This window comes from Cetobacterium sp., assembly GCF_051658645.1.
Lineage (GTDB): Bacteria > Fusobacteriota > Fusobacteriia > Fusobacteriales > Fusobacteriaceae > Cetobacterium_A.
This window is the reverse complement of sequence record NZ_JBOFMZ010000027.1, coordinates 12,970-36,931: the sequence shown is the minus strand read 5'-3', so window position 1 is coordinate 36,931 and position 23,962 is coordinate 12,970. Positions and strand designations below refer to the sequence as shown.

Here is a 23,962-nt window from a genome sequence, read left to right as displayed (position 1 = left end):
TCTTCATTCAAATATATTTTTAAGTCCTTAGACTTTCTTTACACCTTTTAACCATCTAAATGGTTTTACCATTACTGGTATTTTGTTGTTTACACAACATTCTGACTATTTTCTCTATTCGGTTGCTAATGTCCTTCTTGTGCGGTCTTCCCGCTACAAGAAGTATATTACCACAATTTTTAGAACACGTCAACTACTTTTTTGTTTTTTTAATATTTGTTTTTCTTTTATCTCTAGTTCATCTAAAAATAGAAGTTCTTTTTCTAAAAGTCTTTTCAAAACATCAGTGTAAAACTTTTCGCCCAAACTATATTTTAATGTATCCCCATAAGCCATAATTAAAGGAACATATTCATTTTCTAAAAATCCTATCGGATTTTTCCTTCTGAAAGTTGCACTTAGAGATAACTCTTTATTTATACAAGGTGTATCATAGTAATCTTCTATAGTAAATCCAGTTGTAAAATCATCTGGAACTGTTATATATAAAACACTGTTATCCTCTTCTGATATTATATCTATCGGCCAAAGACTACAAACTAACGGCTTTTTATCTACAATTGCATCTATTCCAAGTTTTTTATCCAAACAAATAGAATGAATAGAACAAAGCATCGATTCATTATTTGGCTTAAATGAACAACTACAAAGAGAAATTTCTTCTTCTACTCTTTCATCTGGAACAAGACAATCATCACATTCAATACTTTTTATAATATCTTCAAAAGCGTAACCATTTTCTAATAATATGTCTATATTTTTTGTTTTTTTATTATAGCTTTCTAAATTTTCTAAAATAAATTCTCTTGTCTGTTTTTCATAAACCATTGGATTATCTGCACAACAAGGATCTTGACATTTAAAACAATCAAAATTTGCTAAATTTGAAAAAGAACTATAATCTACAATCGCTTTATATTTTTCTCCTCTTATAAAAACCTCTGTTTCCAAAACATCTACTCTTTTAAAATATTCTCTTAACATTTCTTCTCTCTGATGACTTACTTTGTAAACATCTTCACCTTTAGGATGATTTAAAAATAAAAAATAATTCATTCTTTCTCCTTAATTTTTAATTAATTTTGAGATTATTTTAACATGTTTCAGATTTTTTTTATAGTTTTTCTAATTTTTAAATTAAGTTTCAATTATATATTGTTTTTATCTTTTACTTATAGTAATATATTGAAGTATAATCTTTATAAAATATTATACAATTTTACTTTTTTAGGAGGAACAATATTGAATAAGAAAATAGGTTTACAACCTGGAACGCTTTTATATACTGGTAATCGTCAAATTACTACAGAGATTCCAATAACACATTATACTTATAATCATGAAAGTTTTAATAAAGATTCATTTGTTTTTAAAGATCATATTTTTATTGATCTTCACAACTCACATGTTAACTGGATTAATATTGGTGGTATCCACAATGCTGATCTTATAAAAAAAATTGGTGAAACATTTAAAATAGATTCTTTAATATTAGAAGATCTTTTAAATAATTCACAAAGACCAAAATTAGAAATTAGAGACGATTATATTTTTATCACATTAAAAATGATTTCGTTATCTGATATAAAACACAAATATGAATACGAGCAAGTTTCTTTCGTATTATTTTCAAATCTTTTAATTACATTCCAAGAAAATCCATTTGATGTTTTTGATAGTATAAGAGGAAGAATTGAAAAATCTACTGGAAGATTAAGAACTAAAAAAGAAGGTTATTTAACTTACTCTTTAATCGACAGAATTGTAGATAACTATTTTCTTATAATTGAAGATTTAGAAGAAAGAGTTGATATTTTAGAAGCAAGAGTTACAAGTGATCCTAAGAAGAAAGATTTTGATGAGATTTTAGAATTAAAAAAAGAACTACTTCATTTTAGAAGAGCTCTTGTACCGTTGAAAGAAGTTTCAGCTAAATTTAAAGACTCTGACATAAAAGAATACTTAGGTGAAGATATTGATATATATTTAAGAGATTTACAAGATCATATCATTGTAGCAAACGAATCAAATGATGCTCTTTCAAACAGAGGAAATGAACTTTTACAACTATATCATTCAACTATAAGTACTGGTATGAATGAAATTATGAAAGTTTTAACTATGATTTCTACTATTTTTATTCCACTTGGTTTCTTAGCTGGACTTTATGGTATGAATTTTGAATATATCCCTGAACTGAGTTGGAAATACGGATATTTTAGTCTCCTTAGTATCATGGGCGTTATTATTGTAGGAACTGCAATATTCTTCAAAAAGAAAAAATGGTGGTAATTATTTTTTAATTTATATTATTCAAGGAGGATTTTTTAAAATGGAACAAACACTCGCAACTTTTATCAACGAATTTATGGCTGCTTTAGCTAAGTCAGCTCCTATCTTCATAAAGAAGATGATTTTTTTAGCAATATTATGGATAACTTATAAACCTGTAAAAGGTTTTCTTACAAAAGCCTTTAATAAATTTTTAACTCTTAAAAAATTAGATGAACTTCTAATACACTTTTTAGATTCATTTTTAAGTATTATTATTATTATTTTCTACGCGCTAAATATTATTCAAATACTTGGAATAGAAATGACTTCTATTCTAGCTCTTCTTGGATCTATCGGTATCGGTGTTGGACTTGCATTAAAAGGAAGTTTATCTGATTTAGCTGGTGGAATGCAAATATTAGCTTCTCGATATTTTACTAAAGGAGATTATATAATAAGTTGTGGTACAGAGGGAATTGTTCAAAGAATTACATTCCTATATACTGTTTTACATACTGTCGACAACAAATTTGTAGTTATTCCAAACGGAAGACTTTCAGCTGAAGTTATAATCAATGCAGGTGCAAATAACGAAAGAAGAGTCGATTCTATATTCTCAGTTTCTTATGATACATCTATAGACAAAGTAAAAGAAATTTTAACTACAATCGCGAAAGAACATAAGTTCATTCTTCAAGATAAAGATATTTTTGTTAGACTTAGTAAACATAATGCTAGTTCTCTAGATTTCACAATGAGAGTTTGGGCAAAAAAAGAGAATTACTGGGATGTTTTCTTCGATCTACAAGAATTAGTTAAAAAGAAGTTTGATCAAGAAGGAATTGAAATTCCATATAACAAACTTGACGTTTATCAAAAATAAAAATTTTTATTACAAAAGGAGAGCTTCTTTTCTAAGAAACTCTCCTTTTACTTTATCTATTTTTTAACAATCTTTTTCCTGGTATTCCTGGTTTTGTCATTTCAAATGGATTTAATATTATACTTAACTCTTCTCTTGTTAAAAGTTTTCTTTCTAAAACTAAATCAACCACAGAAACACCTGTTTTTATAGATGTCTTCGCTATATCAGCAGCATTTTTATATCCTATATGTGGATTCAAAGCTGTAATTACTCCAACACTGCAATCTACTAATTCTTGACATCTTTTTGGATTTGCTGTTATTCCTAACAAACAATTATCTATTAATGTATTTACTCCATTTTTTAATATCTCAATCGATTGGAATAGATTAAAAAATAACACTGGTTCAAATACATTTAATTCTAACTGGCCTGCCTCTGCTGCTTTAGTTACTGTTTGGTCGTTTCCAAAAATTTGAAAACATATTTGATTCATAACTTCAGGTATAACAGGATTAACTTTTCCTGGCATTATTGATGATCCTGGTTGTTGTTGTGGTAAATTAATCTCTGCAAAACCTGTTTTAGGACCTGAAGCCATCATTCTGAAATCATTCGACATTTTAGATAAATTTACCGCTGCTACTTTCAATGCTGAAGATAGCCATACAAAACTATCTAAATTTCTAGTTCCATCAACCAAATCCTCTGCTTGAACAAACTCTACATCTGTAACTTTAGATAAAATTCTAACTACATCCTCTACATATTTTGTATCTGCATTAATACCTGTTCCTACAGCTGTAGCTCCCATATTTACAGTTTTCAAATCTTCCAAAGCCATTTTTATTCTTCCAATATCTCTTTTTATAGGTTGAGCATAAGCTTTAAACTCTTGTCCTAGTCTAATTGGAACTGCATCTTGAAGATGTGTTCTTCCCATTTTTATAACATTGTCAAACTCAATACTTTTATCCAACAAAACTTTATTCAATCTATTTAAACTTTCCAAAAGACTTTTTGACATTATTTGTAAAGCTAATTTTCCTGCTGTTGGAATTACATCGTTTGTAGATTGCCCATAATTCACATGGTCATTAGGATGAACTTTATCATACTTTCCTAACTCTCCTCCTAGTAACTCTCCAGCTCTATTTGCGATAACTTCATTCATATTCATATTCATAGATGTTCCTGCTCCACCTTGTATTACATCAGTTATGAACTCTTCCATAAACTTTCCATCTATAACTTCTTCCGCTGCTTTAATTATCGCATCTACTACTTTTTTATCTAACATTCCTGCTTGTAAATTGGCTATTGCAGAAGCTTTTTTTACATAAGCTAATGCTTTTATAAAATCATTACTTGCTCTGTACCCTGTAATATGAAAATTATTTTTCCCTCTTAATGATTGTATTCCATAATAAGCATTCTTTGGAACCTCTAATGTTCCTATTGAATCATTTTCTATTCTAAACTTTTCCAAAACGCTTCACCTTCCCTCTCTTTTTATACTCTCCCCAGCTTTTCAAAATATAAAACGATGAAATTTAATTTTCATTATTTTTAATTTTGAAATTTAAACAATTAGTTCTTTTTTAGTTCATTTTATTCTTATTTGTTCTAAGTATACTGGTTTTTCTATAAAATTTCAAGTTTTTTGTGAGGTTTTAATTTAAAAGTTATTTTAACAAAATAAAATCTTCTTCTTTTGTAAACTCTTCTTTAATTTCAAAATATTCTGGATTTTCTGCTTCTAATTCTTGTAATTTTAAAAGTGTTCTTCCAAGATGATGTTCTAACATCCCTCTTAAATTTTCTATATCTTTTTTTTCTAAAGCTTCTAAAATCTCTTCATGCTCTTCAACTACCGATATATCACTTATTTTATTTTTAGCATTTAAAACTCTTACTCTTTGGTAATGGCCAGTTCCATTTGAAGCCAACTCCCAAAGTCCAGGTATTTCAGCTTTTTCAAATATCATTTTATGAAAATCATTATCCATCTTATGGAACTCTAAATAATTACGATTCCCTTCACAGTATATTCTTTGGATTCTAATACTTGTTCTTAAATGTTCTATAAATTCAGAATCTAATTTTTCTATTACTCTTTCAAAAGCAGCTGTTTCTAATGCTACTCTCAAAATTTTAGCTTCTAAAACTTTCTGGGCACTTATCTTCGTTACAAAAGTTCCTTTTTGTGGAATACTTTCTATTAATTGATCGTGCTTTAACAAGATTAAAGCTTCTCTTATAGGAGTTCTACTCATACCTAGTTTTTCTCCTAAAACTTTTTCACTTAATTCGCTTCCAGGTTTTAAATTCAACTCAAATATATTTCTTTTTAATATTTTATACGCATAAACCGAATTACTATTTTCTCTAGACATCTCAATCACCTCACTTCTTAAGCAAATTATAATTCAAATCCATATGGTAACAACTCTTCCATACTCATAATTTTATAATCCTTTTTTAAATTCCCTAAAATTATTATTATATCTTCATTCGCAAACTCTTTTATAACTTGTCTACAAGCTCCACAAGGGCTTACTGGCCCTGTTGTATCAGCAACAACCGCTATTATCTTTATTTTCCTCATACCTTTGCTTGCTGCTGCAAATATAGCGCTTCTTTCAGCACAATTAGAAAGACCATAAGAAGCATTTTCTACATTCGCTCCTGATGTTTCCTCTCCATCTTCATCTACCAAAACTGCTCCAACTAAAAATTTTGAATATGGTGCGTATGCTTTTTCTCTTGCAGCTATTGCTTTGTCTAAATATTCTAAGATTAATTTTTCTGTCATACTATTTCACAACACTTTCTAAAGCTATCTCTACCATATCTTTCATTGTTGTTTGTCTCTCTAAAGATGTTGTTTCTTCTCCAGTTACTAAACAATCTGAAATTGTTAATATAGTCAAGGCTTTAACATTGTATTTAGCTGCTATTGTATAAAGTGCTGCTGTTTCCATCTCAACACATAAAACTCCAAAATCAGCCCACTTTTTATAAGCATCAAAATTATCTCCATAAAACTCATCTGCTGTTAATACATTTCCACCTTTTATAGCTATTCCTTTTTCCTCTGCTATTGATGCTACTTTCATAAACAGTCCAAAGTCGGCTGTTGGTGCATAATCTGCTCCACCAAATCTATGTCTATTCATACCTGAAGTTGTTGAAGAAGACATAGCTAATATTACATCTCTTACTTTAACATCTTTTCTATAAGAACCTGCTGTTCCAACTCTTATAAGATTTTTAACTCCATATTCTCTTATAAGTTCATTAACATATATAGAAATAGAAGGTATCCCCATTCCCGTTCCTTGCACAGAAATTCTTTTTCCTTTGTAAGTTCCAGTATAACCATACATTCCTCTAACTTCATTATAACAAACTACATTTTCTAAAAATGTTTCTGCTATCCATTTTGCTCTTAAGGGATCTCCTGGTAATAAAACCGTTTCTGCTATCTCACCTTGTTTTGCTCCTATATGTACGCTCATTTTATCCTCCCATTTCAAATTTATATTTTATTTTGTTATTAAGTCGGCAAAACTTCCGTTCAAATCGGTTTTCCCTAATAATAGTTCCTCTATTGTTGCAGCTATTGTACTAAAACTTTCTTGTATTTCTAAATTCACATTTTCTTTTAAAGTTTTCCCATAAACTAACAAAGGTATATATTCTCTAGTATGATCACTACCTTTATACGTTGGATCACATCCATGATCTGCAGTTAAAATAAGCATTTCATTTTCTTTTAAATTTTCTATTATTTCAGGTAGATAATTATCAAACTCTTCTAAAGCTAATTTATATCCCTTTGGATCTCTTCTGTGTCCATACTTCATATCAAAATCAACTAAATTTGTGAATATGAGTCCTTTTGTATCTTTCTTCAACTCTTCTATTGTTTTTAATATTCCATCTAGATTATCTTTATTCGTTCCTCTGCTTTCTGTTAATCCCACACCTGCAAATATATCGCTAGTTTTTCCGACTCCAATTACATTCAAACCATATTTTTTAATTCTATCCAACATACTTTCTATAGGTGGTTCAACAGAGTAATCATGTCTATTCGATGTTCTTGTGAATTCCCCTGCTTTTTTCCCTACAAAAGGTCTTGCAATAACTCTTGCCACTGGTGATAACTCTTTACATATTTCCAATGCTTTTTCACATGCCCTATATAGCTCATCTAAAGATATCAACTCTTCATTGGCAGCTATTTGAAGTACTGGATCGGCCGATGTATAAAGAATCCAACTACCTGTAGCTAACTGCTCTTCTCCATAAACATCTAAAACATCTGTTCCTGAGTAAGGCAAGTTACAAAGAATTTTTCTTCCTGTTACTTTTTCAAGAGCATCTAAAGTTTCTTTCGGAAAACCATTTGGATATGTTGGAAAAGCTTTTTCTTGTACGATTCCAGCTATTTCCCAATGCCCTGTCGTTGTATCTTTTCCTTTTGATAATTCTGCTGCTTTTCCATAAGCTCCAGATGCTTTTTCTACTGGATCTACACCTAAAAGTTCTATAATATTTCCTAATCCTAGCTTTTCCATATTTTTTAAGTTTAATCCACCTGTTGTTAAAGCAATGTTAGCTAAAGTATTTGTTCCTACATCTCCAAATTCCTTTGCATCAGGCAAAGCTCCAACACCTGCACTATCTAAAACAATAAGAGTCACTCTTTCTAATTTTTGCATAAAATTCCACTCTCCTTTTCATTAAGGTAACAAAAGGCTGATCAAAATTGACCAGCCCCCATTTATTATTTATCACTTACTTTAATTTCTCCAGCCATTAATTTTGCTTTGATCTCTTCAAATTTCTGAAGTTTTTCTGCACCTATAATGTCTTTTGTAAATTCAAACTCAGTTACTCCAACTCCATTTTCCTTTGCTCCATAAACAGATAATCCCGCTAAGAACTCTCCGCTTTGTAAAGCTTTAATTGTATCGTAAACTCCAACATCAACATTTTTTAACATTGATGTTAAAACAGTTCCTGGTGCTACACCATCTTGATTCGAATCAACTCCAATAGCAAAAACTTTCTTTTCTTTTGCTGCTGCAATAACTCCCATTCCTGTTCCACCTGCTGCATGATATATTACATCTGCACCTTGGTTTATTTCTGAAATAGCATTTTCTTTTCCTCTAACAGGATCGTTAAATGGATTTGGTCCTGTTGTATAAACAGAATAGAATTTAACTCCTGGACTTACATACTCTGCACCTTGCTTAAATCCAACCTCAAATTTTTTGATTAAAGGATTTTCCATTCCTCCAACAAATCCGACAGCGTTATTCTTTGTCATTAAACCAGCTATAACTCCAACTAAGAATGAACCCTCTTCTTCTTTAAAAATTAATGATTTTACATTCGGTAAATCTACAACATCGTCAATCATTAAGAATTTTACATCTTCATAATCTGCAGCTACTGCTTTTGCAGATTCTGTCATCTGAAATCCTGTTGCTATTATTAAATCATATCCAGCTTCTGCATATTCTCTTAAAAACTCTTCGTCTTCAGCAGGTGATGCTGGTTCTACATATTTAAATTCAATCCCCAAATCTTTTTTAGCTAATTCTAAACCTCTGTAAGCAGCATCATTAAATGACTTGTCCCCTAATCCACCTGTTGATAAAACTATCCCTACCTTCAGTGGTTTTGCTGCAAATAATCCAATTGCTAACATCAGTGACATAACAAAAGTAACTACTTTTCTCATTAATACCCTCCTAAATAACTTTATACTAGTAGAATTCTAACATAAAATTATCTTAATGAAAAGAAATTTTTATCATTATTTCATCATTTTACCTAAAGTATATATCAATTCATCAATTACTTTGTTCTCTTCATTATTTTTTATACCTGATACAACACACTTTCTCAAATGAGCTTCGAGTATTAATTTTGCAACTCCATCCAAAGCAGCTTTGGCTGATGAAATCTGATTTAATACATCATCACAATAATTATCTTCTTCAATCATTCTCTTAATCCCTCTTATTTGCCCCTCTATTCTGTTAGCTCTAGTTATCAATTTTTTTTTATTTCCACATATTTTACTTGTGCAATTTTTTTCCATAAAAATCCTCCTACCATCCTAATATAGGGTACACCCCTATGTTAGGATGGTATCATAGAAATAAAAAAAAATCTACTTTTTTAAGTAGATTTTATTTCTCTAATTCAACAGTTACTTTTAATCTTTTCAAGCCTGTTTGAATTGCTTTTATTTTAAACTTACTAATTCCTTTTATTTCTAAAAGTTCTTCAGTTGAAGCTTCTTGAACTTTTGATAAGTTGCCATAATTGTTTACAATTTTATCAATATCTCTTTTTGTAAGCTTTGTTATTTTATCCAATATTCTATATCCTTTAGGTGTAACTCTATTTCCTAAAGTTGAATATGTTTTTCCATAATCTAAAACCGCCGATAATTTTTCAAGTTCTTTTAATTCGTCATCTGTCAATTTAGATAATCTATCTGTTATTTCCTCTAAATCAAATTGGTCATTTGAATCGTTCCAATAATCTCTTAAAAAGTCCTCTTTTTCACTTTCAATATCTTGAATCAAATCGTTTAAATGAAGTTTTACAAGTCTTCCATCTACACCTAATTCAGTCATATAGTTATTCATTTCATTAAAGATTCTTGTAACTTTTTCAAATCTTTGAAGAACAACAGTAACTTCATACAATGTCACTAAATCATCCAATTCTAAAATTGTTAAATTACCCAAAGTTTTGTCTAACACAAAACGATAACGTTCTAGAGTATTCAAACCTTGTGATGCTTCACTCATTAAATCTGTAGTACTTCTAAGTCTATGTTTCATCTCACCTTTATAAATTGTTACAACTTTTTTTCTTTCTGAAACAGCTATAACTAATTTATTTGTTTGCTTCGCTACTCTTTGAGCAGTTCTATGCCTAGTACCACTTTCATTTGTAGAGAACCTCATACTTGGTTGCAAGTGAACATTCGCTGAATATATCTTTGTGATATCTGAATCTAGAACTATAGCTCCATCCATCTTACAAAGTTCAAATAATTTTTCTGGTCTATATTCACAATTAATTTCAAATCCACCATCCATTATTTTTTGAACTTCTGAATCTAATCCAACTACGATCAATGCTCCCATTTCACCATCTAAAACATTATATATCCCCTCTCTTAACTTTGTCCCTGGAGCCAACAGAGAAAGAATTTCTAAGAATTCTGGGTTATTCATCTTTGCTCATCCTTTCTAAAAATTCTTCTAAATTTTTCAAATATATTATTTTCAATTTATAACTATTTTTTTCTATCTCTTTTCTATTCGTTTCAGGAACGTAAACTCCTTTAAATCCCAATTTTTCTAATTCTCTCAATCTCCTATCTATAAAAAATGCTTTTCTTATTTCGCCTCTTAATCCTAACTCTCCTATCGCTGCTATTTTTTGACTAATTGCAACATTTTTGTATAAAGATACTATTGATATAAGAGCTCCCAAATCTGCTGCTGGGTCATTTATTGAAAGTCCGCCAGGAATATTAATAAACAAATCTTTCATCCCTAAGTTTAATCCCATTCTTTTTTCAGCTATTGCTATTAAAATCTGCATTCTATTTCTATCAAAACCTTGGACAATTCTTTTTGGAATTCCAATTGTACACTCTGTAAGCAAAGTTTGAATTTCTAATAAAAATACTTTTGTTCCTTCTAAAACTGGAACAACCATACTTCCAATATTTTTTTCATCTCTTTCACTCAAAAAAAACTCTGACGAATTTTTAACTTCGTGTATTCCTGTTTCTTCCATACTGAATACAGCTAATTCATTTGTTGAACCAAATCTATTTTTCAAACTTCTAAGTATTCTATAAAACAATCCTTCTTCACCTTCAAAGTGAAAAACAGCATCTACCATATGTTCCAATAATTTTGGACCTGCTACTTTTCCATCTTTTGTAATGTGACCAACTATAAAAAATGAAACATCATTTTTTTTAGCTAATTCTATTATTTTTAAAGTGCACTCTTTTATTTGAGTTGGTGTTCCTGGAATTGAATCTACTTCTGAATTATATAACGTCTGTATTGAATCAACAATAACTATTTTAGGTTTTTTAGTTATAACATATTCATAAATGCTTTGGATATCTGTTTCTGACATTAAATATAAATTTTCTGAGTCTATACCTAATCTTTGACCTCTTGATTTTATTTGTGCTGGTGATTCTTCTCCTGATACATACAAGACATCTCCATAAACAGTATATTCTTTTGCAGTTTGTAAAAGTAATGTTGATTTTCCAATTCCTGGACTTCCAGTTATTAAAACAACTTCTCCTTTTACAAGTCCACCACCTAAAAGTCTATCAAACTCAGATATCTTAGTTTTATATCTAAAATTCTTTTCTATTTGGATATTAGCAAATGAAAATACTTTTTTTTCAATATTTTGAAGTGAACTAGCCGATGATTTAATACTTTTTGAAGCTGCTGGTGACATTTCTATTTCTTCATCAAAAGTTCCCCATTCTCCACAGTTCTCGCATTTTCCCATCCATTTTATAGTTTTATAGCCGCATTCACTACAAGCATAAAAACTCTTTGCTTTTGCCATTAACACTCCTTAATTTTTTTTCTTATCTTTTCAATTACATAATTATCTAAATACTTATCTAATTTACCATTGTACAATGCTAATTCTCTAACTATTGAAGAACTTACATACAAGTATTCTTTTGAAGATGGTATAAAAACAGTTTCTATATTTCCTTCAGATATATCATAATTTCCATAAGCTAAAGATAATTCATATTCATAATCAACTACAGCTCTTAATCCTCTAATTATATAATTACAACCTATCTCTTTCATATAATCCACTAAAAGTCCCGTATGCTCGATAACCTCTATATTTTTTATGTCTTTCAATGTATTCTGAACCATCTCTTTACGTTCTTCCAAACTAAACAGAGTCTTTTTAGAACTATTGTTTAAGACAGCTACCACTAACTTATCACACATTTTACTCGCTTTTTTTATTATTTCAATATGACCTTTTGTTATTGGATCAAACGTCCCCGAATACAAAGCTAATTTCATTTTATATCTAACTCTCCAATATTATTTCGTAATCTTTTAAAGGATCTCTATTTTTTGTTGTAATCTGTATTTTTTTTCCATTCTTTTTTAAAAAAGCTTTTATAAAATCTATATATATATTATCTATTTTCTCTTTTACAGATTCTTTAGTTAATACTTTAATAGTTTTTACATCTTTTTCATCAACAATTTCTTTTAATTCTTTTATTATATTCTCAACTATTGCTCTACTACCTTTTATTTTTCCAGTTCCTTTACACATAGGACACTCATCTTGAAAATAGTAACTTAATGGTTTCCCCAATCTTTTTCTAGTCATCTCCACTAATCCTAAATCAGTAAAATGAATTATATTTGTTTTTACTCTATCTTTAGCTAAATTTTTTTCTAAGACTTCTAAAACTTTGGCTTTATCCTCTTCTATTTTCATGTCTATAAAGTCAATTATAATAATTCCAGAAAGGTTTCTTATACGTAGCTGTCTTGCAATCTCTTCTGCAGCTTCTATATTTGTTTTTACAACAGTCTCCTCTAGATTCATACTTCCTATATTTTTACCAGTATTTACATCTATACTTACCAATGCTTCAGTTTTTTCAATAACAATAGAACCACCACATTCTAAATAAGTTGTCTCTTCTAGTGATTTTTCAATTTCTTTTTGAATAGCATACTTTTCAAAAATATCATCTTTTTCTGCATGCAATTTCATTTTTACTTTTGATACTCCCTCAGTAAAAGCTCTAATATAATCCATCATTTCCCAATAGACATCTTCATTATCAACAACTATCTCATCTGTGTCATTTCCTATTATATCTCGAAGCACTTTACTAACAATACCATTATCTTTATATAACAACTCTCCTGTTTTAGAAGATTTTACTTTAATATCAATCTCTTCCCATTTTTTAATTAAATATTGTAACTCTTTTTCAAAATGGTATATACTCTTGCCTTCAGCAGCAGTTCTAATTATAACACCCATTCCATTTGGAACTATTTCAGAAAATAAATTTTCCAATCTTTTTCTTTCAGATTCATCTTTTATTTTTTTTGATATAGCTATATGATTGTTATTTGGCATCAAAACTAAAAATTTACCTGGAATTGTGTAATGAGTTGTTACTCTAGCTCCTTTACTTCCTCTAGGATCACTTAAAACTTGTAAAACTACATCATCACCAACTTTTAGAAGCTCTTCTATTGGTTTAGCAGTTTCAAAAAATCCTGTCAAATACTTTTCTTCGAACTCTCTTAAATCTTTAACATATAAAAATCCATTTTTTTCGAGACCTATATTTACGAAAGCAGATTCCATTCCTGGAAGAACATTGGCAACTTTACCCTTGTATATGTTTCCATTTAATGTTCCTTCTCCTTCTCTTTCTATATGAATCTCCATAACTTTCCCATTTTCCAAAACCGCAGCTCTTGTTTTAAAACTATTAGTATTTATTATTACCTGGTTCATCTATCTCTCCCCTAAGAACCTGTTTCCATGAGTAAATATTTCCATTTACTTTTATAACATTTACTTCTAATGTGTTATCTATCTTAATTTTTAAATCTTTGCCAAATTTTTCTCTATTAATTTTATTTATACCTACTATTCTGGAAACGTTCTTTTCATTACTTTCTACTTCTAATCTTTCTTCTACTTCTAATATATTTTTTAAAAAATCATAATAAATTTCTCCAACAACAAGCTCTCTAAAAGCTGGATGGAAAGGGCCCCCTAAAACATTTTCACTGTCATTTAAATCTTCTGTTGGCTGTAATCCTACACGAATAATATTTATATCACTGTAATCTAAAAGTGAATATATTTTCTTACATCTTTTTACTGCTTTATCTAGACTTAAAGGAATATAACTTCCATTTCTAAACATCTCGGCCATCTCAGTTTCTTTTATAACTAAAGTTGGATATATTCTTGCAACATCTGGATTTAATTCAACAGTTTTCACAGCACTCATATAATCACTTTCATCTGTTGATCCTGGTAATCCTAGCATAAGCTGAATCCCCAATTGGATTCCAGCTGATTTTATTAATTTTGATGCTAGAAATACATTTTGTACTGGATAAAATCTATGTGTTTGTCTTAAAACATCTTCATCTAAAGATTGAACTCCTAACTCTACAGTTGTAACTCCATATTTTCGAAGTATTTCCACTATCTCTTCATTTATATAATCTGGTCTTGTTGATATTCTAATACCATCAATCAAACCTTTTTTTATATATTCATAGACTACAGACAAATACTCTTCTTGTAATTTTATAGAAATTCCTGTAAAAGTTCCACCAAAAAAAGCCACCTCTTTCTTGGATTTTTTTGGAAGAGTTTTTAAATACGATTCAATTATATCTTTTATATCATCTGTAGAAACATCTGTCTCTCTACCATTTATTTTTTTCTGATTACAAAAAACACAGTCATTTGGGCAACCAAAATGACTAATAAAGATTGGAATATTATAGTGTTTCATAAAGTTTTACTCCTAATTTTTTACAAATATCTTTAGCTGCCGATTGTTCAGCACTTTTTTTATTTTTTCCTTTACCATAGCCTTTTAAAGTAGGACTTATAACAGCTTCAACTTCAAAAATTTTCAAATGATCTGGACCCTCTTCGTTTATTACTCCATAAGCTGGTATAATTTTATATTCTTTTTGGCTATATTCTTGTAATATAGTTTTAAAATCAAGTATCTCTTCATTTTCATTTACATGTTCTATTGGATGTCTTAGATATTTCATAGCAATATCTTTCGTTGTTACAAAATCAGAATCTAAATATATAGCTCCCAAAATCGCTTCAAATACATCTCCTAATATAGAGTTTCTCTCTCTTCCACCTGTTAACTCTTCACCTTTACTTAGCATTAAATATTGTCCGAAGTTTAAAGTCTTAGATATTTTTGCCAATACAGGTTCACTTACTACCATAGCTTTTAGTTTTGCTAAATCTCCCTCTAGAGCATTTGGATAAGTTTTATATAAATGCTCTGTTACAATAAGATCCAGAACTGCGTCACCTAACAGTTCTAGTCTCTCATTATTTAATTTTCTGTATTTAGCATGTTCGTTTCCAAAAGATCTATGGATAAGTGCATTTTTTAATAGGTCTTTATTTTTAAATATATAACCTATTTTATCTTCTAATTCTAGATATGGTCTTTTCACTTATCTCTCCTTTTATTACTTATATTTTCTCATAGCTATTACAGCATTATGTCCACCAAAACCTAATGAACTTGACATTCCAACTTCAATATCTCTTTTTACCATCTCATTTGGTGTATAGTTTAAATCTAAAGTTTCATCTGGATTATCTAAATTTATTGTTGGCGGAATCACACCTTCAGCAATTGATAAAGCTAAGATTACACCTTCAATTCCTCCTGCTGCACCTAATCCATGACCAGTAGCTCCCTTTGTTGAAGAGATGTTCATTGAATAAGCTGAGTTACCAAAAGCTGTTTTTATAGCTGCAGTTTCATTTCTATCGTTAGCTGGTGTTGATGTTCCATGAGCATTGATATAACCAATCTCTTCAGGTTTTATATCTCCTTGCTCCATAGCCATCTTAAAAGCTCTTGCTGCTCCCTCTCCACCCTCTGATGGTGATGTTATATGGTAAGCATCGCAAGTTTCACCGTAACCAACTACTTCTGCATATATTTTTGCTCCTCTTGCTTTTGCTGATTCTAACTCCTCTAAAATAACAATTCCTGCTCCTTCTCCCATTACAAATCCATCTCTATCAGCTGTAAATGGTCTTGAAGCTCTTTGTGGATCATCATTTCTCGTTGATAAAGCTTTCATATTTGCAAATCCATTCATAGCAAATTTTGTAATACAAGCCTCTGTTCCACCTGCTATCATTGCATCTGTCTTTCCAGATCTAATCATTTCAAAAGAGTCACCTATAGAGTGAGTTCCTGCTGCACATGCTGTTACTACAGCTTTATTTGGTCCTTTTGCTCCAAAGTATATTCCTACATTTCCAGATGCCATGTTATTAATCATTGCAGGAATTGTAAACGGAGATATTCTTCTAGCTCCTTTTTCTAACATTGTTCCAAATTGTTCTTCAAAAATTTCTATTCCACCTATTCCTGATGATACAATTGTTCCCACTTTAGTTTCATTATTTTCATCTATAACAAGACCCGAATCCTCTAATGCCATTTTTGTAGCAGCAATAGCAAACTGAGTATTTCTTGCTAATTTTTTTACTTCTTTTTTTTCAATTCCAAACTGAAGTGGATCAAAATCAGTAACTTCTCCAGCTATTTTAACAGCACTTTCTGTTGTATCAAAAGATTTAATCTCTTTTATTCCACACTTTCCAGCTTTTATAGCATCCCAAGATTTCTGTGTCCCAGTTCCTAATGAAGTTATTAAACCAACTCCTGTTACAACTACTCTTCTCATTATCCCATTCACCTCATTTATTTTTCCAAAAAATATAACTAAAGGGGTACTTTCATACCCCTTTAAATAAATCTTACTTATTTGCTTCTATATAGTTTACAACATCTTTTACAGTTTTGATTTTTTCTGCATCTGTATCAGGAATCTCAACTTCGAATTCTTCTTCAAAAGCCATTATTAATTCAACTGTATCTAAAGAATCCGCTCCTAAATCTTCTATGAAGTTTGCCTCTAAAGTTACTTGATCAGCTTCTACTCCTAATTGCTCTACAACTATTTCTATTATTTTATCTAACATGTGTTTCCTCCTGATTTTTTTATTGTTTATATTTAATATATTATCAAATTTAATATATTTTTTCAAGCTTTATAATCTTTATTAAATTATGCTAAATCTGAAATTTTTTCAATATTAATTACTTCTATCTCTTTATCAATTTTTTTAATTAATCCATTCAATACTTTTCCTGGTCCAATTTCATATATAGTAGTAACTCCAGCTGCTTTTAAAGCTATAATTGTATCTACCCATTTTACTGGTCCAAAACTTTGTCTGTACAGTTCATCTTTCAAATCCTGTACTTTTGTTATCTCTTTAGCTGTTGTATTAGCTAATAGGGCTATTGTCGAGTCTTCGAATTTGAACTTTTCTAATTCTAATTTCAACATCTCTCCTGCTGGTTGCATTAAACTTGAATGAAATGGACCTGAAACTACTAACTCTATTGTTCTTCTAGCTCCCGCATCTTTTAAAGCTATACAAGCTTTAGAGATTGCTGATTTTTCTCCTGCTATTACTGTTTGTTTTGGTTCATTAAAGTTTACCGCTTCAACTACTCCATCTATACCTTTTAAAACTTCTACTATTTTATCAGAATCAATTCCTAATATCGCAGCCATACCTCCTGCTACTTCAGACGAAACCTTACTCATAGCTTTTCCTCTTAAAGATGTTAACTTTACAGCATCTTCAGTTGACAAGAATCCAGCTGATCCTATTGCTGCATACTCTCCTACTGAGTGTCCTGCTACAAAGTTTGGAACAATCCCTTTTTCTCTTAATAATTTTTCTAAAACTAAACTCATAGCAACTATAGCTGGTTGAGTATTTTTTGTATCCTTTAACTCTTCTTCGCTTCCTTCAAACATAATCCTCTTTAAATCAAAATCCAAATTAGAAAATATTTTATTAAACTCAGCTTTAGCTAAATCGTGATTTTCATAAAGTTCTTTTCCCATTCCAACATATTGTGTACCTTGTCCTGGAAAAACAAAAGCTATCTTATTCATATTAACTCCTTTCTATAAATAACATGTGTTTTTTAATATATCACATTATTTTTATACTGTCAATTCTAAATTTAATAAGACCATTTTAATATCATTGAAGCATATGTTAATCCTGCTCCAAAACCTGTTAAAGCAATAGTATCACCTTTTTTTACAAGCCCTTTTTCTAAAGCTTCTCCTAAAGCTAATCCTATTGATGCTGATGAGGTATTTCCATACTTATTTAAATTTAAGTAAAACTTTTCCATTGGTATCTCTAATCTTTTAGAAGCTGCTTCAATAATTCTGACATTTGCTTGATGAGGAAACACCATATCTAAATCTTCTGGTTTCATTCCTGCTGCATTTAAAGCTTCTAAAGTTGCTTTTGGTAATGCTTTTACAGCAAATTTAAAGACATCCTGTCCTTTCATCTGTAAGAAGTTTGATCTTTCATCTAAAACTTCTTGACTTAATGGTTTTCTTGTTCCTCCTGCAGGTGTTCTAAGAACCCCTTTAACATCTGCTTCTGATCCTAAAAATTGAGATATTATTCCATAACCATCTTCAACTTCTGAAACAACTGCTGCTGCTGCTCCATCACCAAATAAAACTGAAGTATTTCTATCCAACATATCTACACATTTAGAAAGAACTTCTGCACCTATTACAAGAATATTCTTGTTCATACCTGATACTATCAAAGCTTTTGCCATTGTCAATGCATATACAAATCCACTACAAGCTGCATTTATATCGACTGCTGCTGCATTTACAGCTCCTATCAACTCTTGAACAACACATGCTGTACTTTGAATTGGATAATCTGGAGTTGTTGTTGCTAATATTATCATATCAATATCTTCTGCAGAAATATTTGCTGATTTAAGTGCTGCCTTTGCCGCTTCTGCTCCTAAATCAGATGTAGCTTCAGTTTCACTAGCAAATCTTCTCTCTTCAATACCTGTCCTAGTTCTAATCCACTCATCTGTTGTATCTATAATTTTTTCAAAATCAGAGTTTTTCATTATATTTTCTGGAACATAAGTTCCTAATCCTATTATCCCTACATTTTTAAGCTTCATTTTTTCCTCCTTCGGTTTGTTTCATAACCTCTGTTAGTCTATCTATAAATTTATCTTCAGCAAACTTATTCGCAACTTTCAAGGCATTTTTTATACCTTTTGCCGTCGAGTTTCCATGTGCCTTTATAGAAATTCCGTTTATTCCCAAAAATAATGCTCCTCCATATTCTGAAGAATCTAACTTTTCTTTTAACCTCTTCAAAATAGGCATTAATAATAACGCTCCTATTTTTCCTAAAAAACTTTTAGAAATTTCTTCTTTTAAAATTGAAAATATAAATTTTGCTGTTCCCTCTGCTGTTTTCAAAACCATATTTCCTGTAAATCCATCAGATACAACAACATCTACATTTCCGTCCATCATCTCTCTACTCTCGATATTACCTAAAAAATTTATTTTGTGATTTTCTTTTAACAAGTTAAAAGCTGATCTCGTAATTTCGTTTCCTTTTCCATCTTCTGATCCAATATTAAGCAGTCCAACTCTAGGATTACTTATTCCAAACACCTCTTCATAATAAACTGAACCCATAATTGCAAATTGATTTATAAATTCAGGTCTGCAGTCAGCATTTGCTCCCACATCCATTAAAACTATATCTCTTTTTTTAGTTGGAAATATAGTTGTTATTGCAGGTCGTAAGACTCCTTTTATTCTTCTTAATTTTAGTTGACTTGCACTTATAAGAGCACCTGTATTTCCAGCAGAAACCGAAGCTACTGCTGCTCCTGACTTTACCAATTCTAAAGTTCTATTCATAGAAGAATCTTTTTTTCCTCTAACAGCAATCATCGGATCATCATCCATCTCTATTATCTCTCTAGCGTCGACAATTTCAATTCTATTTTTATCATACTTATATTTTTTTAATTCATCTTCTATCTTTTCTTTTTGGCCTACTAATATTAGGGTTAAATCTTTAATTTCATTTAAAGCTTCTACTGCTCCTTTTACTGGTTCAAGAGGGGCAAAATCTCCACCCATGGCATCTAAAGCGATTCTCATATTTTCTCCTCTATAACATAATAATAACTTATTATAGCATATTTTGAGAAATAAAAAAAAGCAAGATTTAACTATCCCGCTTTTTTTTATTAGATATTACTCTACTTCTGTAGCTAACACTTGCTTTCCGTTGTAATCTCCACATGCAAGACAAATTCTGTGTGGTCTTCTTGGTGCTCCACATTTGTTACAAGTTGCTAATGTTGATCCTTTTAAAGCATCATGAGATCTTCTCATATTTTTTTTAGCTTTTGAAGTTTTCTTCTTAGGTACTGCCATTTTAGTTTCCCTCCTAATACATTCATATTTAAAATTTTAAAGTTTTATGTCTAATAATTGCTGCCATCTAGGGTCAACATCTCCGCTTGAGTATTTATCTACTTCAGAAGTATCTGAACACTCTGGAAGACATGCCTCATATTGTGACAAATCAAGTATTATATATTCTCTTACCAGATCAGAAATTTCGATTTCACTATTTACAGCTTCTTCAAAATGTACATCTCCAAACTCTTCTTCTGGCTTCAGGCTCGATGCGTATTTAAAGTATTCCTTTGGATCTAGATATTCTCCTTTAAAATCACCTTGGATTAAAGGTTCTATTTCCACTAAACATCTAACACATTCTAACCTTAGTACTGCTCTATAAGATCCTTCTAGTATATAACTATTTCCTTCTTTATAAGCCTTTCCTCTAATTACTATACCTTCTGGAATATCAATAGAGTCCATAGTTTTTTCAACATAATCAAAGGTAACCTCTGACTCATTAATAATTTCACTTAGCTTGATTATCAATGTTATCCTCCTTATAATTACAATACGCTAATATTTTACTAGTTTTTTTAGAGGTTGTCAAGTAATTTTTCTTAACAACCTTTTAGAAGTTTATACGTTAAATAAAAACTCCATTAAGTCTCCATCTTTCACAATGTATTCTTTCCCTTCTAATCTAAGGGCTCCAGCTTCCTGTGCACCTTTCCAACCAGAATATTTTATGAACTCTTCATATCCTACAACTTTAGCTCTTATAAATCCTCTTTCAAAATCAGTATGAATTTCTCCTGCTGCTTTTGGTGCTGTGTCTCCAACTTTAATAGTCCAAGCTCTTACTTCTTTAACTCCTGCTGTAAAGTAAGTTTGTAATCCAAGAAGTTTAAATCCAGCTCTTATAAGTCTATTTAATCCTGGTTCTTCTACTCCTAAAGACTCTAAAAACTCTTTTCTATCCTCTTCTTCCATCTCTTGTAATTCAGATTCTACTCTTGCAGAAACAATTGCTACTTCTGCTCCTAACGTAGCTGCATACTCTCTCACTTTTTCTACAAATTCATTTCCAGTTGCTAAATCATCTTCTGATACATTAGCTGCAAACATCATTGGTTTTTGAGTTAAAAGTTGGTATGTTCTTATTAATTCTTGCTCTTCTGGAGTTAATATTAACGTTTTTAATAAATTATATTCATCTAAATGAGCTTTACACTTTTCTAAAACAGGCATAAGTGCGATTGCTTCTTTATTTTTTGCTTTAAATAATTTTGTTTGCTTTTCAATTGCTTTTTCTACTGTTTCCATATCAGCTAAAATAAGCTCTCCATTTATAATCTCTATATCTCTCATTGGATCTACACTTCCACTTACATGGATAATGTTCTCGTCTTCAAAACATCTAACAACTTGACAGATTGCAGCAGTAGTTCTTATATTTGATAAAAATTTATTTCCTAAACCTTCGCCTTTTGCCGCTCCTTCAACTAAACCTGCAATATCTACAAATTCAACTGTTGCATGTTGAACTCTTTGAGGATTAATTATTTTTGATAATTCATCCAATCTAGAATCTGGTACTGTCACCATTCCTACATTTGGTTCTATTGTACAAAAAGGATAATTTGCTGCTTCTGCTGCTCCAGCTTTTGTTATTGCATTAAACAAAGTTGACTTTCCTACATTTGGAAGTCCTACTATACCTATACCTATCATTTTAGAGATTCCTCCTGAAATTTTATTTTACTTTAGATTTTAGCATATATATAATCTTTTGTAAATAAAAAAACCCCTCACTTCAATATAAGAGAGAGGTTTATTTTTAAAGCTTTTCTAGTACAGCTTAGTTCTGAACATTTTTTTTCAGTCTTACCTTTGGTTCACTTGGTAATCCAAATCTTGGTATAAACCTATCCAACCCAGTTAAAGTACCTATTAGTATACTTGAAACTGCTATCATAGCTAAAAAATTATATTTTATTATATCTAAAGCTGTAAATTTATATAAAGGATAAACAGCTTGAGCTATCCCTAAATAAAACCCTATATATACGTGCCAAGGAATAAGTTGAGATCCAAATACTCCTAAAGCATCACTAAATGTTGCATTTCTGAGTCTTAAAGTTTCTATATCCTCTGGTGATCCTTCTACATTATTTTCAACAATTTCTCTTATGATTGGTCCTATTGTTACTATTTGAGCCATCTCATCTGCTAAACCAGCATTTCCTAATATTGATAACACTCCATTGCAGAACATCAATTGTCTAACATTACTTGAAACTTTAACAACTATATTTGATAAAGGTCTAAACGCATCCATAAGCTTCATTATTCCACCAAATGCTGCAACCCACATCATCATTACAATTACCCATGATCCAGCACCTTCAAATCCTGAATATAACAGATTTAAGAAGCTTGCAGTGTTTTCTACTGTTCCAGCTAGCATCCCCAATATATAAGCTGCAAATATTCCTATAAACAAACAAACTAATGTTGATAATCCTCTAAATGCTGCTATTAAAACTAATATTAGTGGTATTATCATATACGTTGGTACACCTGTTTTAACTTGATTTAATAGTGTTACTGCTGATTCTCTTTTTTCAGCTAAAACAGTCCAAACCTCTTGTGGGATTTGTGCTATTGCTGTCGCTGCATCTCCTGTTGTTGTTGGAAGACCCATTGTCACTCCAGCTATATAAAAAGTTACAATACCTAAAACCAATACTAATCCAGACCAGTAACCTTGATGTCTAATTCTTTTTATAACTTCAACTTTTTGAATTCCAGAACTTACAATTGTTGTATCAGATATAAGTCCTATATTATCTCCAAAGCAAGCTCCACCTGCTATTGCTCCCAACGTCAACGAAATATTTCCCCCTACAATGTGATTTAACCATAAGAATATCGGTGCACAAGCCGCAAACGTTCCCCAACTTGTTCCTGTAGCTATTGATAACACTGATGTTACTACAATTCCAACTACTGCAACTGTTCTTCCTGTTAAACCTACATTTAAAGCTAAGTTTATAATTGAAGCTCCAACACCTGTTGACATAAATACCTCTGCCATTGCATAAGCTACCATTAAAATAAAGAAGGCTATTTGCATCTCTTTTGCATTGTTTATAACAGCTTCTATAATATCATTTATTTTTTTTCTTTCTACTATAACCGCTATAAGCGCTGCATAAACTGTAGCAATTGGAGCTGCTATAAGTGCATCATAACCCATAAACATTAATACTGCCAATACTCCGACTGGACTTAATTTCAAGAGTTCAATTATTGTGTTCATTTAAAACCTCCAAGTTATTTTTTCTAGTCTCAATGAAATTTTAGGTAAAAAAAAACTACCGTATAAAAAATACGGTAGCAAATTTGCAAAGTATATCACAAATTTTGGATAGCACAACACTAGTAACTAGTGACAGTAATATAGATATTTTCTATATTCCCAACAAAGATTTTGACAGAATCCTTGTTTCGGCAAACTCTCCTTTCTTTTAACTTCAACGCTTTGTCTAGCTCTGTTAAAATACTTTTATAGTCTGCAACCTCTACCTAAAATATTAAATTTTTTAGAAACTTTTAAATAATA

Annotated in this window: 25 protein-coding genes and 1 riboswitch; of the genes, 2 read left to right on the top strand and 23 right to left on the bottom strand. The window is 30.5% G+C overall.

Annotated features, from left to right (window positions below):
• Window positions 1-189: 189 nt before the first annotated feature.
• Entirely contained in the window at window positions 190-1,056 is an 867-nt protein-coding gene (locus tag ACRCZX_RS02130; protein WP_438581298.1) for a hypothetical protein, read from the bottom strand.
• 186 nt (window positions 1,057-1,242) lie between these two features.
• Here ACRCZX_RS02130 and corA point away from each other — a divergent pair, with 186 nt between their 5' ends.
• Window positions 1,243-2,292, top strand: coding sequence for a magnesium/cobalt transporter CorA (gene corA, locus ACRCZX_RS02125; RefSeq protein ID WP_438581297.1), 1,050 nt, complete (start codon window positions 1,243-1,245; stop codon window positions 2,290-2,292).
• A gap of 40 nt (window positions 2,293-2,332) precedes the next feature.
• Complete coding sequence (locus ACRCZX_RS02120; protein WP_438581296.1) at window positions 2,333-3,157, top strand: mechanosensitive ion channel family protein; 825 nt, start codon at window positions 2,333-2,335, stop codon at window positions 3,155-3,157.
• 52 nt (window positions 3,158-3,209) lie between these two features.
• Here the strand turns inward: ACRCZX_RS02120 and ACRCZX_RS02115 are convergent, their stop codons facing one another.
• The 22 genes from ACRCZX_RS02115 to ACRCZX_RS02010 form a co-directional block, all read right to left on the bottom strand.
• Window positions 3,210-4,628: an aspartate ammonia-lyase gene (locus tag ACRCZX_RS02115; RefSeq protein WP_438581295.1), complete on the bottom strand. Its 1,419-nt coding sequence runs from the start codon at window positions 4,626-4,628 to the stop codon at window positions 3,210-3,212.
• Between the two features lie 196 nt (window positions 4,629-4,824).
• Entirely contained in the window at window positions 4,825-5,535 is a 711-nt protein-coding gene (locus tag ACRCZX_RS02110) for a GntR family transcriptional regulator (RefSeq protein ID WP_438581294.1), read from the bottom strand.
• A 26-nt stretch (window positions 5,536-5,561) separates the two neighbouring features.
• Window positions 5,562-5,954, bottom strand: a complete 393-nt coding sequence (cdd, locus tag ACRCZX_RS02105; RefSeq protein ID WP_438581293.1) for a cytidine deaminase — start codon at window positions 5,952-5,954, stop codon at window positions 5,562-5,564.
• Window position 5,955: 1 nt separating this feature from the next.
• The gene (gene deoD, locus ACRCZX_RS02100) at window positions 5,956-6,660 is read right to left on the bottom strand and encodes a purine-nucleoside phosphorylase (protein ID WP_438581292.1); all 705 of its coding nucleotides are present in this window, start codon (window positions 6,658-6,660) and stop codon (window positions 5,956-5,958) included.
• A gap of 27 nt (window positions 6,661-6,687) precedes the next feature.
• Window positions 6,688-7,869, bottom strand: coding sequence for a phosphopentomutase (locus ACRCZX_RS02095; protein ID WP_438581291.1), 1,182 nt, complete (start codon window positions 7,867-7,869; stop codon window positions 6,688-6,690).
• Between the two features lie 65 nt (window positions 7,870-7,934).
• Window positions 7,935-8,900, bottom strand: a complete 966-nt coding sequence (locus tag ACRCZX_RS02090) for a BMP family lipoprotein (RefSeq protein WP_438581290.1) — start codon at window positions 8,898-8,900, stop codon at window positions 7,935-7,937.
• Between the two features lie 75 nt (window positions 8,901-8,975).
• Window positions 8,976-9,263 (bottom strand): metal-sensitive transcriptional regulator, encoded by a 288-nt coding sequence (locus ACRCZX_RS02085; RefSeq protein WP_438581289.1) that lies wholly within the window; start codon window positions 9,261-9,263, stop codon window positions 8,976-8,978.
• 91 nt (window positions 9,264-9,354) lie between these two features.
• On the bottom strand, window positions 9,355-10,416 hold the full coding sequence (disA, locus tag ACRCZX_RS02080) for a DNA integrity scanning diadenylate cyclase DisA (RefSeq protein WP_438581288.1): 1,062 nt from the start codon (window positions 10,414-10,416) through the stop codon (window positions 9,355-9,357).
• Window positions 10,409-11,794, bottom strand: coding sequence for a DNA repair protein RadA (gene radA / locus ACRCZX_RS02075; protein WP_438581287.1), 1,386 nt, complete (start codon window positions 11,792-11,794; stop codon window positions 10,409-10,411). Before radA ends, disA begins: the two co-directional genes overlap by 8 nt.
• Window positions 11,794-12,279 carry a pantetheine-phosphate adenylyltransferase gene (coaD, locus tag ACRCZX_RS02070; protein ID WP_438581286.1) on the bottom strand — a complete coding sequence of 162 codons (486 nt, stop codon included), beginning with the start codon at window positions 12,277-12,279 and terminating at the stop codon, window positions 11,794-11,796. Before coaD ends, radA begins: the two co-directional genes overlap by 1 nt.
• Before the next feature lie 7 nt (window positions 12,280-12,286).
• Window positions 12,287-13,753: an Rne/Rng family ribonuclease gene (locus ACRCZX_RS02065; RefSeq protein ID WP_438581285.1), complete on the bottom strand. Its 1,467-nt coding sequence runs from the start codon at window positions 13,751-13,753 to the stop codon at window positions 12,287-12,289.
• A complete protein-coding gene (locus tag ACRCZX_RS02060) occupies window positions 13,728-14,774 on the bottom strand; it encodes an elongator complex protein 3 (protein WP_438581284.1) in 1,047 nt (348 codons plus the stop codon). Before ACRCZX_RS02060 ends, ACRCZX_RS02065 begins: the two co-directional genes overlap by 26 nt.
• Entirely contained in the window at window positions 14,761-15,471 is a 711-nt protein-coding gene (rnc, locus tag ACRCZX_RS02055; protein ID WP_438581283.1) for a ribonuclease III, read from the bottom strand. Before rnc ends, ACRCZX_RS02060 begins: the two co-directional genes overlap by 14 nt.
• Window positions 15,472-15,486: 15 nt before the next feature.
• Entirely contained in the window at window positions 15,487-16,725 is a 1,239-nt protein-coding gene (fabF, locus tag ACRCZX_RS02050) for a beta-ketoacyl-ACP synthase II (RefSeq protein ID WP_438581282.1), read from the bottom strand.
• Between the two features lie 73 nt (window positions 16,726-16,798).
• Window positions 16,799-17,023: an acyl carrier protein gene (locus tag ACRCZX_RS02045; RefSeq protein ID WP_438581281.1), complete on the bottom strand. Its 225-nt coding sequence runs from the start codon at window positions 17,021-17,023 to the stop codon at window positions 16,799-16,801.
• Between the two features lie 86 nt (window positions 17,024-17,109).
• On the bottom strand, window positions 17,110-18,015 hold the full coding sequence (gene fabD, locus ACRCZX_RS02040) for an ACP S-malonyltransferase (protein WP_438581280.1): 906 nt from the start codon (window positions 18,013-18,015) through the stop codon (window positions 17,110-17,112).
• A gap of 71 nt (window positions 18,016-18,086) precedes the next feature.
• Window positions 18,087-19,079, bottom strand: a complete 993-nt coding sequence (locus tag ACRCZX_RS02035) for a beta-ketoacyl-ACP synthase III (protein ID WP_438581279.1) — start codon at window positions 19,077-19,079, stop codon at window positions 18,087-18,089.
• Window positions 19,069-20,085, bottom strand: coding sequence for a phosphate acyltransferase PlsX (gene plsX / locus ACRCZX_RS02030; RefSeq protein WP_438581278.1), 1,017 nt, complete (start codon window positions 20,083-20,085; stop codon window positions 19,069-19,071). The genes ACRCZX_RS02035 and plsX overlap by 11 nt, the downstream gene beginning before the upstream one ends.
• 96 nt (window positions 20,086-20,181) lie before the next feature.
• Window positions 20,182-20,364: a 50S ribosomal protein L32 gene (gene rpmF, locus ACRCZX_RS02025; RefSeq protein ID WP_438581277.1), complete on the bottom strand. Its 183-nt coding sequence runs from the start codon at window positions 20,362-20,364 to the stop codon at window positions 20,182-20,184.
• Between the two features lie 36 nt (window positions 20,365-20,400).
• Window positions 20,401-20,883: a YceD family protein gene (locus ACRCZX_RS02020; RefSeq protein WP_438581276.1), complete on the bottom strand. Its 483-nt coding sequence runs from the start codon at window positions 20,881-20,883 to the stop codon at window positions 20,401-20,403.
• Window positions 20,884-20,973: 90 nt separating this feature from the next.
• On the bottom strand, window positions 20,974-22,068 hold the full coding sequence (gene ychF / locus ACRCZX_RS02015) for a redox-regulated ATPase YchF (protein ID WP_438581275.1): 1,095 nt from the start codon (window positions 22,066-22,068) through the stop codon (window positions 20,974-20,976).
• 127 nt (window positions 22,069-22,195) lie between these two features.
• Complete coding sequence (locus ACRCZX_RS02010) at window positions 22,196-23,659, bottom strand: Na+/H+ antiporter NhaC family protein (RefSeq protein WP_438581274.1); 1,464 nt, start codon at window positions 23,657-23,659, stop codon at window positions 22,196-22,198.
• A gap of 101 nt (window positions 23,660-23,760) precedes the next feature.
• A riboswitch (Lysine riboswitch) is annotated at window positions 23,761-23,932 on the bottom strand.
• Between the last annotated feature and the right edge of the window lie 30 nt (window positions 23,933-23,962).